Source organism: Acinetobacter johnsonii ANC 3681 (assembly GCF_000368805.1).
In the GTDB taxonomy this organism is placed as follows: domain Bacteria; phylum Pseudomonadota; class Gammaproteobacteria; order Pseudomonadales; family Moraxellaceae; genus Acinetobacter; species Acinetobacter johnsonii.
On record NZ_KB849705.1, the window covers coordinates 884,275 to 902,445 of the forward strand.

The 18,171-nt window shown below is 41.0% G+C and carries 18 protein-coding genes; 6 read left to right on the forward strand and 12 right to left on the reverse strand.

Annotation, left to right across the window (positions count from 1 at the left end):
- Nucleotides 1-23: 23 nt before the first annotated feature.
- The 4 genes from F946_RS08465 to F946_RS08480 all read right to left on the reverse strand — a co-directional run bounded on the left by F946_RS08465 (nt 24) and on the right by F946_RS08480 (nt 3,673).
- Nucleotides 24-707 carry a hypothetical protein gene (locus tag F946_RS08465; protein ID WP_004981171.1) on the reverse strand — a complete coding sequence of 228 codons (684 nt, stop codon included), beginning with the start codon at nt 705-707 and terminating at the stop codon, nt 24-26.
- Nucleotides 708-716: 9 nt separating this feature from the next.
- Complete coding sequence (locus F946_RS08470) at nt 717-2,159, reverse strand: hypothetical protein (RefSeq protein WP_004981172.1); 1,443 nt, start codon at nt 2,157-2,159, stop codon at nt 717-719.
- A 237-nt stretch (nt 2,160-2,396) separates the two neighbouring features.
- Complete coding sequence (gene dcd / locus F946_RS08475; RefSeq protein WP_004694514.1) at nt 2,397-2,966, reverse strand: dCTP deaminase; 570 nt, start codon at nt 2,964-2,966, stop codon at nt 2,397-2,399.
- Nucleotides 2,967-3,079: 113 nt separating this feature from the next.
- Nucleotides 3,080-3,673: a LysE family translocator gene (locus F946_RS08480; RefSeq protein WP_004694517.1), complete on the reverse strand. Its 594-nt coding sequence runs from the start codon at nt 3,671-3,673 to the stop codon at nt 3,080-3,082.
- Between the two features lie 361 nt (nt 3,674-4,034).
- Between F946_RS08480 and F946_RS08485 the strand changes: the two genes are divergently transcribed.
- From F946_RS08485 to F946_RS08495, 3 genes are read left to right on the forward strand one after another with little or no spacing between them, the layout of a single operon-like run.
- Nucleotides 4,035-5,045, forward strand: a complete 1,011-nt coding sequence (locus F946_RS08485) for a TAXI family TRAP transporter solute-binding subunit (protein ID WP_004981173.1) — start codon at nt 4,035-4,037, stop codon at nt 5,043-5,045.
- Nucleotides 5,042-5,515: a DUF1850 domain-containing protein gene (locus tag F946_RS08490; RefSeq protein WP_004981174.1), complete on the forward strand. Its 474-nt coding sequence runs from the start codon at nt 5,042-5,044 to the stop codon at nt 5,513-5,515. Before F946_RS08485 ends, F946_RS08490 begins: the two co-directional genes overlap by 4 nt.
- Nucleotides 5,512-7,524, forward strand: a complete 2,013-nt coding sequence (locus F946_RS08495) for a TRAP transporter permease (RefSeq protein WP_004981183.1) — start codon at nt 5,512-5,514, stop codon at nt 7,522-7,524. The genes F946_RS08490 and F946_RS08495 overlap by 4 nt, the downstream gene beginning before the upstream one ends.
- A 51-nt stretch (nt 7,525-7,575) precedes the next feature.
- Here the strand turns inward: F946_RS08495 and apbC are convergent, their stop codons facing one another.
- On the reverse strand, nt 7,576-8,853 hold the full coding sequence (gene apbC / locus F946_RS08500) for an iron-sulfur cluster carrier protein ApbC (protein ID WP_004981185.1): 1,278 nt from the start codon (nt 8,851-8,853) through the stop codon (nt 7,576-7,578).
- A 316-nt stretch (nt 8,854-9,169) separates the two neighbouring features.
- Here apbC and F946_RS08505 point away from each other — a divergent pair, with 316 nt between their 5' ends.
- Entirely contained in the window at nt 9,170-9,499 is a 330-nt protein-coding gene (locus F946_RS08505) for a hypothetical protein (protein WP_004981187.1), read from the forward strand.
- A gap of 44 nt (nt 9,500-9,543) precedes the next feature.
- Here the strand turns inward: F946_RS08505 and F946_RS08510 are convergent, their stop codons facing one another.
- Both F946_RS08510 and F946_RS08515 read right to left on the reverse strand, forming a co-directional pair.
- A complete protein-coding gene (locus F946_RS08510) occupies nt 9,544-10,008 on the reverse strand; it encodes a hypothetical protein (protein WP_004981189.1) in 465 nt (154 codons plus the stop codon).
- Between the two features lie 149 nt (nt 10,009-10,157).
- Nucleotides 10,158-10,958: a hypothetical protein gene (locus tag F946_RS08515; RefSeq protein ID WP_004981191.1), complete on the reverse strand. Its 801-nt coding sequence runs from the start codon at nt 10,956-10,958 to the stop codon at nt 10,158-10,160.
- A 350-nt stretch (nt 10,959-11,308) separates the two neighbouring features.
- Here F946_RS08515 and metG point away from each other — a divergent pair, with 350 nt between their 5' ends.
- Nucleotides 11,309-13,378 carry a methionine--tRNA ligase gene (gene metG, locus F946_RS08520; RefSeq protein WP_004981194.1) on the forward strand — a complete coding sequence of 690 codons (2,070 nt, stop codon included), beginning with the start codon at nt 11,309-11,311 and terminating at the stop codon, nt 13,376-13,378.
- Nucleotides 13,379-13,444: 66 nt separating this feature from the next.
- On the opposite strand, the gene F946_RS08525 is transcribed toward metG, so the two are convergent.
- Complete coding sequence (locus F946_RS08525) at nt 13,445-14,293, reverse strand: restriction endonuclease (RefSeq protein ID WP_004981198.1); 849 nt, start codon at nt 14,291-14,293, stop codon at nt 13,445-13,447.
- A 107-nt stretch (nt 14,294-14,400) separates the two neighbouring features.
- On the opposite strand from F946_RS08525, the gene F946_RS08530 reads away from it, so the two are divergent.
- On the forward strand, nt 14,401-15,366 hold the full coding sequence (locus F946_RS08530) for an MBL fold metallo-hydrolase (RefSeq protein ID WP_035326641.1): 966 nt from the start codon (nt 14,401-14,403) through the stop codon (nt 15,364-15,366).
- Nucleotides 15,367-15,472: 106 nt separating this feature from the next.
- Here F946_RS08530 and F946_RS08535 read toward each other — a convergent pair whose 3' ends face one another.
- The 4 genes from F946_RS08535 to F946_RS08550 all read right to left on the reverse strand — a co-directional run bounded on the left by F946_RS08535 (nt 15,473) and on the right by F946_RS08550 (nt 17,946).
- Nucleotides 15,473-16,153 (reverse strand): DUF799 domain-containing protein, encoded by a 681-nt coding sequence (locus F946_RS08535; RefSeq protein WP_004981203.1) that lies wholly within the window; start codon nt 16,151-16,153, stop codon nt 15,473-15,475.
- A complete protein-coding gene (locus tag F946_RS08540) occupies nt 16,150-16,527 on the reverse strand; it encodes a DUF4810 domain-containing protein (RefSeq protein ID WP_035326643.1) in 378 nt (125 codons plus the stop codon). Before F946_RS08540 ends, F946_RS08535 begins: the two co-directional genes overlap by 4 nt.
- Nucleotides 16,528-16,540: 13 nt before the next feature.
- The gene (locus F946_RS08545; RefSeq protein WP_004981206.1) at nt 16,541-17,212 is read right to left on the reverse strand and encodes a CsgG/HfaB family protein; all 672 of its coding nucleotides are present in this window, start codon (nt 17,210-17,212) and stop codon (nt 16,541-16,543) included.
- A 110-nt stretch (nt 17,213-17,322) separates the two neighbouring features.
- The gene (locus F946_RS08550) at nt 17,323-17,946 is read right to left on the reverse strand and encodes a LysE family translocator (RefSeq protein ID WP_004981207.1); all 624 of its coding nucleotides are present in this window, start codon (nt 17,944-17,946) and stop codon (nt 17,323-17,325) included.
- Nucleotides 17,947-18,171 lie beyond the last annotated feature (225 nt).

Below are 18,171 nucleotides of genomic sequence, written 5' to 3' on the forward strand. Positions count from 1 at the left end.
AATATCCTTTTGAAACTATGTGTCTAACAGCGGCTACCCGCAGTGCCCGAGCAGTTATAGCTAAAGATTTTTAGATTTCCATCCAGATGTAAGTTTCCGTGAACATTTAAGCCCATAAAACCTTGTTCTTGACCTTTATCAAAAGTGGGTACAGTTTTACTCGTACCATAACTGTTATACGTTGAGGTATTGAAATATCCATTTTCACCACTTTCTACTGAAAGGCTAGCAAAACCTAAGTTACGAATTTTAAGGGGTTTATCATCGAAAAATTTTAACAGCATCGCAGTTTGTGGCTTACCTTCTTTATTCAGAATTGTGGTGCCTTCCAGCGAAAATTTATCAATTTGCATGGTGCCTTGAAACTGCTTAAACACCAGCCATTTTCGTTGCCCATTTTCCTTATGATTATTTGGAGAAATGGCAATACGACACAGTTCTAATAAAGTGCAGTCTTGATTTGCGCGCATTTGATAATAGGCTTCAGTGACAATAGCTCGACCGTTTGCATCTACACCATTGGTCCTAGAAATAGTATTTAGACTCATATCATTGGCATATTGGTGGTTGATCGATAGGGTTAAGCTCAAATCTGCACCCCCCTGTCCAGTCACACCGACCAGTTCCTTATTATCCAAATCTACCAAACCCGCTTGAGACAACATGGATAGCGACATCAACATGGTTACACATAATTTTTTCATCATGTCAGTATCCTATAAGCCTGTGGTCTTAATTTTTAAGTGTTGGATCAATACACCATCTATAGCAACTGAACCGAGATTTACAGGAACTGCTGTTCCAGTCCCACGGAATACCACACCAGTAGATTGTGTCGCCGTATTGGCTTTGAGCGTATTGGTGATTGGATCCCGTGTCACACTACCAATCGAAATACTGCTATGTGTTGCGTTATTCCCTTGGTACTGAATCGCGGTACTTCCTGCCCCAGTTTGAACAAAATTCGAACCGCAATAGGCCACATTACAAGTTGATCCTTTATAGTCAGTGCTGCTTCCACCTTGTACATCTGGATAGTAGGTATAAATCTGCTTATAAATCTCAGGCACATTCGGAATACGCGTGACTTCAAGAATAATATTGCGTCCTTCCGAACCGACAACAAAAGGCTGATACATATTGCCCAAGGCCAAGTTAATATTTGGGCTATATAAATAAAGCCCCTCACTCGCATCAAAAATTGGAGCCAATGAACGATCTAATGCGGGTGTGACTGCCGTACCATCGTTGGTCGCAGCTGTGCTCAGTCGAAGAACTTTAGTATTTAATAGCGCTTTATTTGCGTCATCATTGGCATAGACCAATCCAGATGGATCACCATTGGTATTGATCCGAAGTAAGGCTGCCATCCCAAAGGTTTTATTTTGCTGGTCTAAGGTAGATGCTTGAGTTTGAAACATACGAACCTGTGAGCCATTTAAACTCAATCCATTGGCAACCGCCTGTAAACGTATTCTTTGATTTAAACTTAAATCAGGATCCGCAGCCGCGTTGGTTGTTGTCGGTGCACCAGTGATAGGGTCCACTTTATTCTGAGAGTTCCAGCTACGTGAAAAAGCATCCCACCATAGACCTAATTTAATATTATTATCTGTGTCACTCGCTACAACCGCTGCTAAAGGCGCTTCCAGCCCTAGAAAACTTACATCTGAACTTGCATTCGACTGATGAAACTGTTTAATCCCCGTGGCTGTGCCAGCGCGAAATAACCAAGGATTAACATCGCTGCCCCATGTGAAGCCCTGATTACTGAAACGGCTATTGGCATCATTATCAGACCGCGAAAGCGCTAAACCATAAATAAAGATGTCCGCTTTGGTTCGTTTCGCACTCAGATCATCAGCATCGGTATATTTGGAGTAGTTCTCACCCACAGGAATAATACGAATGAAACCCGTGTCGTATTGTTGTGGATTGGCCACGCCACGGTTGTAGCTAGAAGCCGTGGAGAGATCATTGGCCCCTTGGAACACCATCTTGAAGTTTTCAGGAAGTAAAGCAATGCCTTCACCCGTAGTATCCGCTAGATATTCATCGGAAAGTGACTCAAGGGCAAATGTAGACTGCGCAAGCATGAGTCCGACAAGACTAGCTAAACAGGATTTTTTCAATCCTGCGGGATATATACGATTCGTCATCTCGACCATCCTTATTATTCGATGCTCCGCATCTTTATGTACTGCATCCTTTGCTTGGCATTCGACTCTGCGCACTATAATTTTTATTTGCGTCAACCAAAGCACTCTATTTCATAATTGATTATGCTGAAACTCAGCACAAATGCAAAACCAACTGTCCGATAATATTTATTTTCCGATGAATGAATTGACATAAAAAAAGCGGATCAATGATCCGCTTTCTTAAATATCAAAAACTTAGGTCTTCGGTAAAGTTACACCTGTTTGACCTTGGTACTTACCACCACGGTCTTTATACGATGTTTCACACACTTCGTCAGATTCGAAGAACAACATTTGTGCAACACCCTCACCTGCATAAATACGTGCAGGAAGATTGGTTGTGTTCGAGAACTCTAAAGTAACATGACCTTCCCACTCAGGCTCAAGTGGTGTGACGTTTACGATAATACCGCAACGTGCATAGGTCGATTTACCCAAACACACAGTCAACACATTACGTGGAATACGGAAATACTCAACGGTACGTGCTAAAGCAAATGAGTTTGGTGGAATAATACAAACATCAGCTTCAATGTCGATAAAACTTTTATCATCAAAGTTTTTTGGATCTACAATTGCCGAGTGAACATTGGTAAAAACTTTAAACTCACGTGCACAACGAACATCATAACCATAGCTCGACACGCCATAAGAAATGAGTTTTTGACCATTTTCATCTAAACGAACTTGGTTTTCTGCATACGGTTCGATCATGCCGTGTTTTTCGCTCATTTCGCGAATCCAACGATCGGACTTAATAGCCATTTATTCTTTCCAAAAAGCTTAATTTCAATAATTGCGTTGTACTTTAACTGAAATCGCTTTCAATGAAAATAAGCGCGTTTAAGTTCGCAAAATTTCTGTCTTTAATTACTAAATTAAAAACTTAAAATCGCAGAATAGCTCAGCGGAATCGAAAAACTCATCAAAACCAGCGATGCTGTTTTTTGCAGGTTAGATTGGTTCAGCCAACGAATTTTATTGCTCGCTAAAATTGACCCGATAAAAGTCCAAAAGAAAGCAATTGGAACAATCAAAACCAAAAACAGCGACATATGTGACAGATAATAATCCAGTTTTGTCCACGCAATAGTCGGAAAAATGGCTGAAGCAAACAATAATGCTTTAGGGTTCAATAGTGTTGCCAAAAACAGTTCACGTGCCCGAATAGTCGGTTGATTAAAACTCACTTCAGCATCGGCTGTACGCCATAATTTGATGGCCAAATAAATGATATAGCTTGCACTGAATAGTTTTAAAATAGTCGGCAATAAGGGCAAGTGTACGGACACTTTTCCAATAAGGAAGCCCCATGCCGTGATTGAAATGAGATAGCCAAAAGCTTCTGCTGGAATGAGACGCAAAGATTTACGAATACCGACTTGAATGCCCGAAGAGGCAAGTAAGGTATTGGTTGGTCCTGGAGTTAAAAGAATGGTTATCACTAAACCAATAAAAAACCAAGTGACCATATTCACAGACCCACATATATATAGCTATAAGCGTAATGACTTGCCATGCTGAAAGCAATCAAATTTAGTGAACCGTGATAACAGTTTTTTTAATTTTCATTCAATACTTAACATAAATAACGTATAAGACCCTTACCCAATCTAGCATTCATAAAAATGACGCCACATGCTTTATTCTTTTTTCAAATCAATGATTTTATAAATCAAATAGACATGCCTAATGAAAAAAAACTATTCAAATGATTTTTAATCAGTTACTTTTTAAAACATGCGTATTTTTATTCATCAATCTGATCACGCTAAGTCAAGGATAAAAGAGCCAAGTGAATGGCTTTTAAGATAATAAAACGAGGAAAAGTATATGAAAAAATGGACTCAACTCACGCTACTTTCAATTGCACTTGCGGGTCTAGGAGCATGCTCAAGTGACAATAAAACCACGACTTCAGGCGATGTTCAAACTGAAACTAGTGCACAAGCATCCGACAAGCTCCAAAGTAAATTTGTCAACATAGCAACAGGTGGCGCATCTGGGCCGTATAACGTGATTGGCACCAGTTTGGCTGAAATTTATAATAAAACCTATGGTGTAAATTCAAAAACTCAAACCACAGGCGCATCAGTAGAAAATCTTAACTTACTCAAACAGAAAAAAGTTGAAATGGCTTTTGTCATGAGTGATAGCTTAACCGAAGCACTAAATGGCACAGGTAGTTTTGCCAGTGGGAAAATTGATAATGTCCAACAAGTGGCGGCACTTTACCCCAACTATGTGCAAATTGTGGCATCAAAAAAATCAGGCATTAAAAAGCTTGAAGACTTAAAAGGTAAACGCATTGCCGTCGGTGCCCAAAACTCAGGGGTTGAAGTTAATGCGCGCACCCTCTTAAATGGTTTTGGTATTACTTATAATGACGTGAAGGTCGATTATCTAGGCTATGCAGAAGCCGCGGATGCTTTAAAGGGTGGAAAAATTGACGCTGCATTCTTAACCAGTGGTATCCCCAACTCATCCTTGATGGAACTGCAACAAGGTTTCGATTTACAACTGGTCGGGATCGATCCTGAGAAAGTGAAACAAATCGCCAAAAACCAAACTTATTTCCTATCTCTGAATATTCCGAAAGGTACTTATGGTAATGCAGAAGATATTCCAACTGCGGCCATTATGAATGCTTTAGTGGTCCGTTCCGATCTTTCTGAAGATGATGTCTATAAACTGACTAAAACCTTCTTTGATAGTTTAGGACAGTTGGCCAACTCACATCAGGCAGCGACAGAAATTAATCTGGAAACGGCCCAAAAAGGCGTGGTTGCTCCGCTACACCCTGGGGCTAAGCGTTATTACGACGAACTCGCAGCGAAAAAATGAAGCTGAAAAAAAGTGCAGTGTTTACTGCACTTTTTCTACTCGGTTTATGCGGGCTGTTGTTCTTACCTGTTCGCTATAGCGAAGTGACTGTTGCTCACATGCAGTGCCGAATTTCAACAGCACAATTTAGTTTGCAGTGGAAACATTCAGTCGAAAAAACCCGTTGGATTGAAAACTATCAACGGGAGCAACAGCACTTTATATTGCGCTACACCGACCTGATTTCTTTCGGTGCAGGCACACCGAATGACTATCCCATCATCTTTCAAAAAGACGGTATAGTCAGAATGAAAGTTAATCGGCGAATTGATCAAATCAACTGGATCATTTCCAAGAATATGCAAGGCAGTATCATCATTCACCAGCGCGTCTGGCCTATTTTTCAACAATATCCAGATTACACCTTGGTGCAAATTACAGCACAACAACAGCCCTTGTGGAAAGCATGGCAGATCGGAGAATGCCGATGACTCAAAATGAAGAAAAAGTTGCCCCTGAACAATTAGACGAGCAGCAACAACAAGCCATTTTAGAAAAATTTGATCGTGAGTCAGTGACTCGTTCCCCAAGCAACAAGTCTGTAGCATGGTTCATAGCGGCGATTGCTATTTTCTATTCCTTATTTCATTTATTTATTACCTTTAATCCACTACCCGAACTGATCCAACGTTCCGCCCATGTCGCTATTGGTTTAGTTTTGATCTTTCTACTTTATCCTGCGCGTCAGTCCAGTTCACGACAAAGCATCCCTTGGTTGGATTGGTTACTTGCCTTAACCGCTTTAGCAACCTTTTTATACCTTTGGAAAGAATATCAAGCCATTATGACCACGCGTGGGGGTATTCCAAACACTTTAGATATTGTTTTTGCCATTTTAGCCGTGGTTCTGGTGGTTGAAGGTGCTCGGCGGGTCATGGGATGGATGCTGCCTATTTTAGGTTTAGTCTTTCTGTCTTACCCGTTTTTTAGCCACTATGACTGGGTCCCAGATCGTTTATTGACGCGTTCATATAGTATTAGTGATATTTTCGGGCAAATGTATTTAAAAACCGAAGGGCTTTATTCTTCCGCTATTGGCGCTTCAGTCACTTTTATTTTCCTGTTTATTTTGTTTGGTGCTTTTCTGGCGAAATCAGGCATGGGCAAATTGTTTAATGATCTTGCGATGGCACTTGCGGGACATAAACAAGGTGGTCCTGCAAAAGTTGCCGTCATTTCCAGTGGATTTATGGGCAGTATTAATGGCACAGCGGTGGCCAATGTCGTAGGGACCGGTTCATTCACCATTCCCCTGATGAAAAAAATTGGCTACCACAAAAATTTTGCAGGTGCTGTTGAAGCCAGTGCCTCTGTAGGTGGACAAATTTTACCCCCGGTGATGGGAGCCAGTGCCTTCATTATGGCTGAAACCACGGGTGTCAGTTATGGCACCATTGCCCTTGCAGCCACCCTTCCAGCTTTACTCTACTATTTAGGTGTGATGGCGCAGGTTCATTTCCGTGCTGGTAAAGACAATTTAAAAGGTGTCCCGAAAGCGGATTTGCCACGGGTTAAAGATGTCCTAAAGGAACGAGGACACTTGCTTATTCCGATCGTAGCTTTGGTGTTTTTCCTCTTTCAATCCATTCCTGTCAGTTATGCCGCGGTCTACACCATTGTCTTAACTGTGATTGTGGCGAGTTTCCGCAAATCGACCCGTATGGGCTTCAAAGAAATATTAGAAGCGCTCGCCGATGGTGCAAAACAATCCCTTTCGGTCATGGCAGCCTGTGCTGTGGTGGGGATTATTATTGGTGTAGTGAGCCTGACCAGCTTTGGCTCTGTCATGACCTCCTCAATTATGAGCATCGGTGCAGGCAGCCTATTTTTAACGCTGTTCTTTACCATGATTGCATCAATGATTTTAGGCATGGGACTTCCTTCGATTCCAGCCTATATCATTACCGCGACTATGGCTGCACCTGCTTTGGCAAACTTTGATATTCCCACGCTGGTGGCACATATGTTTGTGTTCTACTTTGGTCTTTTTGCCAATATTACTCCCCCTGTCGCCTTAGCCGCCTTTGCAGGTGCGGGAATCGCAGGGGGCGACCCAATGCGCACAGGTTTTCAAGCCTTGAAGCTTTCTTTAGCGGGCTTCATTGTCCCGTTCCTGTTCGTCTATAACCCTGCCATGCTGATGATTGATACAGCCAATGTCGCAGTCAATGCACGTGAGTTTGCCTTTCCTGCATGGACAACTATTGTGAGTATTGTCTTTACCTCAGTGGTTGGGATTTTGGCACTGGGTGCAGCAGTTGAAGGTTACTTTAAAGTTGGTTTGAATTGGTTCTGGCGGATTTTCTTAGGTGCAGGTGCTTTATGTATGATTATCCCTGAAACTGTGACTGATATTATCGGGATTGTGATGGTGGTGATCGCCATCAGCATTAATCTTATGCAAGCCAAAAAACAAAATCAGTCCTATTCACTGTCCTAAAAAAGCAAAAAAAAAGCCCAACTCAACAGGTTGGGCTTTTTTTTGGCTGATTTAGAAAATACGAGTCTGATCTTTTTCAGCCTGAGGCAGTGCGGCTGCAATTTTTTCAGCAATCTGCATATAGCTGTCTGCTGCACTGTCTTCCACTAAAACAGAAGGCTTACCCGCATCCGCATTTTCACGGATTTGTACATTTAAAGGCAAACGTCCCAACAGCGGAATAGCATATTGCTCCGACAGTTGATCACCGCCGCCCGTACCAAAAATTTGCTCTTCAAATCCACAATTTGAGCAAATATGGGTCGACATATTTTCCACAACACCCATAACTGGAATATGTACGCGGTTAAATAACTCAATGCCTTTAGTCGCATCCATAAGTGCCACGTTTTGCGGTGTGGTGACAATCACCGCACCTGTCACAGGAATACGTTGCGCAAGCGTCAACTGAATATCGCCTGTACCTGGTGGCATATCAATCATCAAGACATCTAAGTCAGGCCATAAGGTTTGATTGAACAGCTGCATCAACGCCCCTGTCGCTTTCGGCCCACGCCAAGCCACAGGAGTATTATGATCACCTGTTAAATGCCCAATCGATAACACTGCCAAACCATAGGCATCTAAGGGTACAAAATTTTCCGCTTCAATCATCGGCGTTTTGCCCGCATTGCCCAACATGGTTGGTATACTTGGACCATAAATGTCCGCATCTAAGACCCCAACTTTTAAGCCGAGCTTTTGCAAAGCAAGTGCAAGGTTTACCGTAGTGGTAGATTTGCCCACGCCGCCCTTACCCGAGGACACCAAAATGACATTTTGAATACGCGGATGCTTCGGCACATCACGTTGTTGTGGCGCTGCTTTTTGGATGGGTGGATTGTTTGGATCAGTTTCAACGGGTTGTGCAGCAGCTTGGGGTGCTGAGCCTGAAGCATCAATCACTGGGGGTAAATTGCTTTTCGGTGCTGATTCTTTGGCTTGGCTTGAACAGCTTTCACCTTCAGCATGCTGATGTCCACAGCCACCTGACTTTTCTTTATGTCCCATTTTTTGCTGAATCACATGCATGTTTAATTCTTTGATACCGCATGCTTCAAGCGCAACTGCCAAATCATCATGAATCTGTTGTAAATCGTTGGCTTCAGCAGGAAAAGTATTGATGGTAATTTGCAGAATATTGCCCTGCACATTCACTTGAGTAATACGGTCTTTCAACGCATGGTTTGAATTGGGCAAGATATAGTTTTGCAGTACTGTTTGGATTTCTTCTTCCTTTACCTCCTGCGCAGGAGAAAAAACTGATTTAAGAGAAGAAAGCCACGACATATATGTACTCCAAATTCGAGTATTCAGCTGAATGCTATAGTTTAACCACAAAACGAACTTAGGTTAAGTTCAGTATTTATGGATTATGCCATGAAATTTAGTATTCCTAGCTTTTTAGTTGGTTTTATAGACTGAATATCAAAGGACGAAGCTTAGTCGCTTAAGCTAACTGAAAAAATAAAATCGGTGAATTGGATCAAATTTGAACGTAAAGAATTGTAAGTACAATCCAATCTCCCTAATTAAGGTGATGTTATTGCATAGCAAAATATCTATATTCTGTTGTTCTATCTTTATGCGATTTGGGGAGAAAAAAATGAAACTTTGGGCCTTGGTTGTTTTGGCTTGCACAATATCCAGCTTTAGTTTTGCAGACACCTCAACCAATTCATTTAAAACCCCTACGGGTCAAACGGTGACAATCGGTGATCAAGTTCAAGACATGCAGAAAAAAATCGATTTATCGCCAATTTCTATGTCCTCTACCCCAATCAGCAGTGCGCCGAATAGCCCACTTGAGACGGTATATGTATATGAAATTGCGAACTATCGTTACACCATTCGCACCGTGAACAATCAAATTCAGAGCATCATGTGGTTTAACTTAGACGCAGACCCTGCACTCAGTACACAGTCTACGCCATAGTATTCGCAAATTCGGAAAAATCGACATTCGCCGTTTCAGACGGATTAAGCTTGGTCGTCTTTTTTAAACTTTTGCAGTGTTTCTGTGGCTTTCTTTTTCAACTCGTCAAATTTTTCAGTGGCTTGCACCTTAAATTCTTCCAGTTTAATTTCGGCCTCATGCTTTAACTCAGTGGCTTTAAGTTTTGCCTCATCCAGTTTATGCCCTGCTTCAACTTTAAAATGATCCAATTTCTCCTGCGCAACTTGTTTCGCGTGCTCAGCTTTGGCTTGTGCAGACTCCAACTTTTGCTCAAAAGCGGCATCACCTTCGGCTTTACTTTCTGCTGCGTTCTGCTTTAAGTCGGTCAGCTGCTTTTCAGCATCAAGTTTGGCTTCAGTGGCCTGATGCTTAACATCTTCCAGCACTTTCTCGCCTTCCAGTTTTGCTGCTTGAGCTTTCAACTTCAAGTCTTCACCTAACTCAGTCGCTTTGGTTTTTAAATCATCGAGTTTATTGTCATTCGTCATGTCACAGCCCTCTTTCGTATTTAAAATTTTGCTTAACTCAGAGTTATACCTTGCTTTTTAAGTGCTGACGTCATTTGCATCATTTGGAAACAATAGCTGTACAGGATGCATCAATTTAAACGCCATCCTGTACCACTAAACGGAAGAGACTAACGCTTTACGGTACTGATAAAGCTAATAACTGCAAACAGCCAAATAAACAAAATGAAACTGCGTGCTTGCGTGAAATGGGTTACATCTGCGCCATGTACCATATTATGACGGCTGGCCGTGACACTCGAACTCGCATCCATTTTCAATGCTTCAAGGCTCAGAAAATACGGATTGATTTCACTGGCAATTTTAACTTTATGCCATAGGCTTTTGACTTCATGGCCTTTCAAACCTGGCACGATTTTATACACATCAACAAACTTGGTCTGATTTTGCTGTAAATAGCCATGTTCAATCAGCGCATCCGTCAAAATCCCTTCAATTTGACCATAAAGAACCGTAATACAACCTGCATAACACTGCTGTTGATACAGTTTTAAAGTTTCTTCAATCACGCTGCGGCGCTGAGCTTGGAATACCCCCAAATCCATCGCGTCGTAAGCGTCAAGCAAAGTCGCTTGGAAATAGTCTGTTTGGATTAAATTAGGCAATTGAAACTCAGCCATATCCGCTTCTTTTTCATTGGCCATTTGCCAGAAAAACAACAGATTGAGCACGTCATTGGCGATTGGTTCATCACTTTCATACTCAAGCTGATCGGCCATGACTGCAAAGTACGGATCTTCCAACTCGAGCTGACGGAGCGACTCGACCAATTGTGCATGTGGTCGACTACCCATTGAAGCAAGATATTGTTCAGCTTGTTGTAAAAGTCGATTGCCCAGTAGTTTAGTCGCTTTTGGATTTTGCGGAATTCGGGTCACGGGTTGGTCGAAATCAAAATCATCATCGATCATGGACGGCATACTCTTAAAAACGGGCTGAATGCACGTATTATCGCTGTTAATGGCGCATGAATATAGCGAAAATACGCATTAGTTTTAAGTTCCATCATTTGAGTTTTGAGCAATCCATTCAATCTTTCATTAAAAGATGAACAAGCTGCTTTATGCCGTTTTAGTAAAGGCATTTCCCATGATTTTTTCAGTATCTTGCTCAAATTAGCGATTGATGCTCAATCTAGCGATCAATTCCTATGGGCTTTAGTCTCATTTGAAAACTTTTCACCGATTCACTTGTGCAAGTCGCGGCTATCTAAGGTAAAATCGTTGACCTTATATAAAATACGAATGAGAGAGTCATATCCGTGCGTAATATTTTAGTCACTAACGCCCTACCATACGCCAATGGCCCCATCCATATGGGACACTTACTCGGTTATATCCAAGCAGATATTTGGGTTCGTGCCATGCGTGCAATGGGACACGATGTGACTTATGTATGTGCGGATGATGCTCACGGCACAGCGATCATGCTCCGTGCCGAAGCGAATGGTATTTCACCTGAAGATCAAATCGCCAATGTGCAAAAAGAACACATCCGTGATTTTGACGGTTTTGGCGTGCATTTCGACCATTATGATTCAACCCATAGTGATGAAAACCGCTCTCGTGCTTCTGAAATTTATGTGAAAAACCGTGAAGCAGGCAATATTGCAATTCGTCCTGTCAACCAGCTTTTTGACCCTGAAAAAGGCATGTTCTTATCGGATCGTTTCATTAAAGGCACGTGCCCGAAATGTAAGTCGGAAGATCAATACGGCGATGCGTGTGAAGTCTGCGGTACAACATACAATGCGACTGAGCTTTTAAACCCGAAATCGACTTTAAGTGGTGCGACGCCTGTAGAGAAATCTTCAGATCATTACTTCTTTAAACTACCGAATTTCTCAGAATATTTACAAAAATGGACGCGTGACCAAGGTCGCTTACCTGTTTCAATTGCCAACAAACTGGATGAATGGTTTGAAGCGGGTTTATCGGATTGGGATATTTCACGTGATGCACCGTATTTCGGTTTTGAAATTCCAGATGCACCCAACAAATATTTCTATGTTTGGGTAGATGCACCGATTGGTTATATGTCGAGTTTTGAAAACTATATCAAAGCTAAACGTCCTGATTTAAGTTTTGACGACTTTTGGAAGAAAGACTCTGACAAAGAAGTCTATCACTTCATTGGTAAAGACATCGTTTACTTCCATGCGTTGTTCTGGCCTGCAATGCTTGAAGGTGCAAACTACCGTACGCCATCAGGTTTATTCGTCAATGGTTTCTTGACTGTAAACGGTCAGAAGATGTCGAAATCTCGCGGGACATTCATCAAAGCTGAAACGTATTTAGAGCACTTAAACCCTGAATATTTACGTTACTACTTCGCGTCTAAACTGTCAGATAAAGTTGAAGACTCTGATTTAAACTTGGATGATTTCGTTCAGAAAGTAAACTCTGATTTGGTTGGTAAAGTAGTGAATATTGCCAGCCGTTGTGCAAAATTCATCAACACCAAGTTTGAAAATAAATTATCAGCAACTTGTGCAGAGCCTGAATTGGTACAAAGCTTTATTGATGCCGGTGACTCAATTGCGAAAGCCTATGAAGCACGTGAATTCTCTGCTGCCATTCGTGAAATCATGGCACTTGCAGATAAAGCCAACCAATATATTGATGAGAAAAAACCTTGGGCTTTAGCGAAAGTTGAAGGCGAAGAGCAACAAGTACACAATGTTTGTTCGGTAGGAATTAACCTATTCCGTCAATTGGCAGTGTATTTAGCACCAGTCCTTCCAACCTTAGCGGCTCAAGTGCAAGAGTTCTTAAAACTAGACCGCTTTGACTTTGCTTCTGCTCAAACTGCATTGGTTGATCATGAAATTGCATTGTTCCAACCTTTAATGCAACGTGTAGACCCGAAAGCTGTTGCGGCAATGGTCGATGCATCTAAAGACTCTTTAGCGGCTGCGGCTGAACCTGTAAAAGTGGAAAAGAAAAAAGAGAAATCCAAAGAGAAGAAAGCTGAACCTAAAGTTGGCGAAGCTGCTCTTAACACAAGCACCATTGGCATTGACGACTTTATGAAAGTTGAACTACGAGTCGCTGAAGTTTTAGAAGCTGCAACGGTAGAAGGTTCAGACAAACTTCTGCAACTGACTTTAAATGTTGGTGAAGCTGAACCGCGCAATGTATTCAGTGGTATTCGTGAGTTTTACCAACCAGAAGACCTTAAAGGTAAATTGGTGGTGATGGTGGCTAATCTTGCACCACGTAAAATGCGTTTTGGTATTTCAAACGGTATGGTACTTGCAGCAGGGAGTGGCGAAGGTGTTTGGGTGATTTCACCTGAAGCTGGTGCTAAAGCTGGTGATAAAGTTTCTTAATATTTTAAATGCTAGACAAGAAAAGCCTCTACGTTGTAGGGGCTTTTTTAATTTTAAATAGATAGCTTATTTTGAACGTAATTTTAGAAAATCTTGAATGATTTGTTGAAAACTTTTATCTTCTACACCTTTCATCGATTGAGCAATTTCATTCCAAGTTTTTTGATTAAGATCAGGATCAATTAAATTAGGTTCAAATACGCCATCTTGCATCATTTGATATTCCGCCTTTAAAATTTTCTCATCTAACCAATTAAGGTTTAGATTTAACCATTGAACTAATTCAATAAAATCCTCAGCTAAATCATTTCCAACTTTTTCTACCATATGAGTTTGTAAATCAATTGGATATTTTTGAGTTCTAGCTTCCTCCAATACATCGAATACTGTTGTTAACAACCAAGCACCTGAAAAGCATGCAACTTCACCAAGTTCACCTCTTAAACCATAATCTTTTCGGATTCTTTTTTTATGTGAGAAATACCTGATATGCAGCAATCTTGCTCTACGAACATAAGTATCAAGAATTTCGTTCTGAATATAATTCTTACTAAGAGTGACAAACTCCTCAAACGTATATAGTTGAATATTTGTATTTTGACATGCCTCAATTGCTCCAGACTGAAATCCAACTTGTGAAATAATAAATCCTTTATCTGCCCCAATATCATCAACAATTGTTCTTAAAGCTAATACTTTTTCTTTTGGAATTTTTGTCTGCCAATATTTAGCTTCTATCACCCACTTAATATTAGTCCCTAAATATTTTGAAGTTACATAAACATCTAAATCATGTTCTGTCCTTACGCCTCTGATTGTTTTGTTTGTTTCAGCTTGCACACCTAAACTTCTAAAATGTTCTGCAATTTTTTCCTGAAAATTGAACCAATCTTTTTCCATAACGTCATTATTCATATCAAATTTCAATTATTTATATATTGTATCAATTGATCTATTAACCCAACACAAAAAATTCTATCATGATAGAAACAACCTATCCCTTTAAAACTTATAAGAAACTTATGAAGACTTTAAAACCCCTATTCATAGCACTAGCGCTAAACACAACAGCCATCACCACCCAAGCTGCCGAATCCACCATCCCACAACAAAAACAAGTTTCAGGTTATTACCAATACCAAGCGGGTGATGTACAAATTACAGCCCTGCTCGATGGCACCAATTTCATGTCACCCAAACTATTTCAAAACACTCCAGAAAAAGAAGTGCATGAAATTTTAAAGAAATACGCTGCCGACCAAGCCAAAGGCGTACAAACCTCAGTCAATGCCTTCCTCGTGAATACAGGTCATTCACTAGTTTTGGTAGATAGCGGCGCTGCGAGCTGTTTTGGCGCACATTTGGGTTCAGTGTTAAGCAACTTAAAAGCATCAGGCTATCAACCAGAGCAAGTCGATACCATCTTACTGACGCATCTACACCCAGACCATGTGTGTGGTATTAGCCAAAATGACGTGGCAAACTTTCCCAATGCAACGGTTTATGTTTCGAGCGATGAAGCAAACTATTGGCTAAACCCGAAACAGGTCGAAAAGCTCCCGAAAGAAAAACAAGCTGGCTACTTAGGAACTGTTGAAAAAATTAAACAAGCGATTGCGCCCTATCAAGCCAAACAACGCTTCAAAACGTATCAACTGGGCGATCAAGTTCAAGGTTTTAAAGTCATTAATACCGCGGGGCATACACCCGGACATTTTAGCTATGAGTTAAAAACCAAAGATGAAACGGTGGTCTTTATTGGTGACATTGTGCACTCTCATACTGTGCAATTCGACAAACCAGAAACCGCAATCGATTATGATATCGACCCGAAAAAAGCAGTGCAAACCCGCTTAAAGCAATTTGCTGAATATGCAAAAGGCGGACAAACCATTGCAGCACCACACTTGCCATTCCCTGCGATTGGACATATCTATTCCGCAGATGGGAAAAGCTATCAATGGATTCCTGTGCATTTTAAGGATTAATTTATACGAAAATTATCTCTTCTTTTGCCTGAGATTTAAAAGTCAGCTCCCCCCAAACATAAGTTTGTTAAATCATAAAAAATCCCCTCATTTGAGGGGATTTTTTTTACTGCTGTGGACTCATCGAATTTTGTACAAAATGCGGAGAACGAGGTCCATATAGCAACCCTTTTTGCTGCATCAACTGCGGAGCATACAACTGCGTACTCACACTGTTAGACAGTACATAGGCTTTGTCCGATAAGTGATTGGAAATTTGGTCAATCAAAGCACCGACTAACATCCCGACCAGACCGGCATTGCTATTATTATTGGCTTGTTGGATTTTTTCCTGACCTTCCCATAATAATGCTCCGGTTTTTAAATCCACCAATTTTGCCTCTACGGCAACGGTCGAAACGGATTGAATCACCTGATACTTAGAACCATATTCTTTAACTTTGACATACAGTGCGGCATCCGCTCCAAAAATTTCATTGAGTTTCTGAATTGGAATTTGCTGCGCATCATAGCCATTGGTTACGCCGTTTTCTTTAAATAGCGTATCGACCACAGAAATGGGGAACACATAATAGCCCGCTTCTGCTACAGGTAAAGTCACGGTAGACCAATACCCATAGGTTGCCCGTGTATCGGGTGACTCATTCACAGGCGGCAACACCAAAATGGATTTTGGCATATTGGCATGATATGCAGATAAGTCACGATTGCTTTTTGGTGTCGTAGCACAACCTGTGAAGAGTGTCACAGCAAGGCCAAGTACACATAGTTTTTTGAAATGTTTCACTTCACACTCCCTGCCGCAGACTGAGCCGTCATTTTTTTCAAAAGACGATCCATTAATACTGTCGACTCTGGGTAAGTTTGGCGTTCAAGTTCAAAATACTGAACGGCACGTGGCCCGTTATTGATATTTAAATTCAATAAACCCAAATGTGCATACAAGCCCGGAGGCACTGCTGCATTTTTGGCTTTGGCTTTTTCAATATCTTTTTCAAGTTTGCCAATCTGCTCTTGTGGAGAAGTCTTTTCTGGCAGACTCAACATCAAATAAGTTTGCTGTGGATATTCGCCCCAGCTATATAACGATTTTGGCGCTGAAACACAGCCCACAAAAGTCATGGTGCAGATTGCACCTAAAACCAATACGATTTTTTTCATTGATTCAAACCAATTACTGCGCAGACCACTTATTGGTTTGAATATCCAACACCAAATTATTAACCGCTTCGCGTACAGCCAAATCTAGAACTTTACCATTTAAAGTTGAGTCATAAGAAGCGGTAGAACCAAAACCTAAAATTTCACGTTCACTGAGTGCATACTCGCCTGCGCCTTGCACAGAGTGAACAATTTCTGCTGTTTTTACATCGACAATATTTAAGTTCACTTTGGCATAAGCAATTTGGGTTTTACCACGGCCCAATATGCCAAATAGCTGGTGATCACCAACTTCTTTACGGCCAAATTCAGATACGTCGCCCGTTAAGACATAACGTGCGCCTTTGATGGCTTGAGAGGATTTGGTAAAACCTGCTTCTTGTTGTAATTCAGCAAGGTTGTCACGGTTTAGGACAGAGAAATAGCCCGATTGCTGTAAATGCGTTTCTAAAATAGTTTTTGCTTGACCACCTAAACGGTCAACATTGTCTGAGAAAATGCCACGCATGTAACTCGAGCGGTTGTCAAATTTTCCTACAGAAACAGGCGTTTTAGCGCCAGCGTATTTAACGGTCGCCACTGCCGCTGTTACTTGCGGTGATTGAATTGTTTTTGACGTTTCTGTTGTTGAACATGCAGATAATGCTAAGCCACTCAAAACGGCCAAAAATATAGATTTATTCAAAATTTATCCCTCAAATCTTTAATTTAAAAATCATTAAAAAATCAAAGGGATTATAACCATTTAGCTTTTCGTTACCTATACAAAATCCAGTTTTGTTGTTGTCAACCTTATCACTTCATTCCAAAAATAAGTTTTAAACCTAACACTGTCATCACCGTCCCTGCTGCGCGGTCAAATACGGCTTTAAACTTCAAATACACGCGGCGCGGCTTTTCAGCAGACAACGCCACTGCAACCAACGAACACCAACCCGCATCAATAAAGAAACATAGGATAGGCAGTACATAATAGTAATAGGTTGGGATTTCTTTGGGTAAAAGTGCAGTAAAAATACTGGCTAGAACAATCGCAATTTTAGGGTTGGAGAGCTGGGTAATTAAACCAGTCATGAAGGCACGGCGTAAAGTCATTGCTTTTGAGCTGGAATGATCTGCCTCAATTGGCTCTTTGGCGTGTTTAATAATTTTAAACGCGAGCCAAAGCAAATAGATCCCACCACAAATTTTTAAAGCCAAATACGCTGACGGCACTGCCAACAAAAAGGCTTGTAAACCAAGTACAGCCAACAGACCAAAAACAGCTGCGCCTGTTCCGGTCCCCAATGCGGTAAAGAGGCCATGCTTTCGAGAAATCGCAATCGAATTTTTTGCTACATAAATCGACGTCGGTCCAGGGCTCATTGCGCCTAACATTAATGCAAAGGCAATCGAGCCCAAAATCCAAAATGATTCCAAGAGTGACCTCTAAATTGAGAGAATTTGATCAGCTGCGATTTTACGCTAAACAAAGTTTTTACGATATTCACTTTATCAGTTATTTTTCACATTTATATCGTGATCAAGCCGCAGCATGTACGTCTATTATATTTTTTAATGATAAATAAAAAAGCCTATTTTAAGGAAATTTGGCATAGGGCATAGTGAAAACAATAATAGAGCAATTGCTCAACAATAAAATTC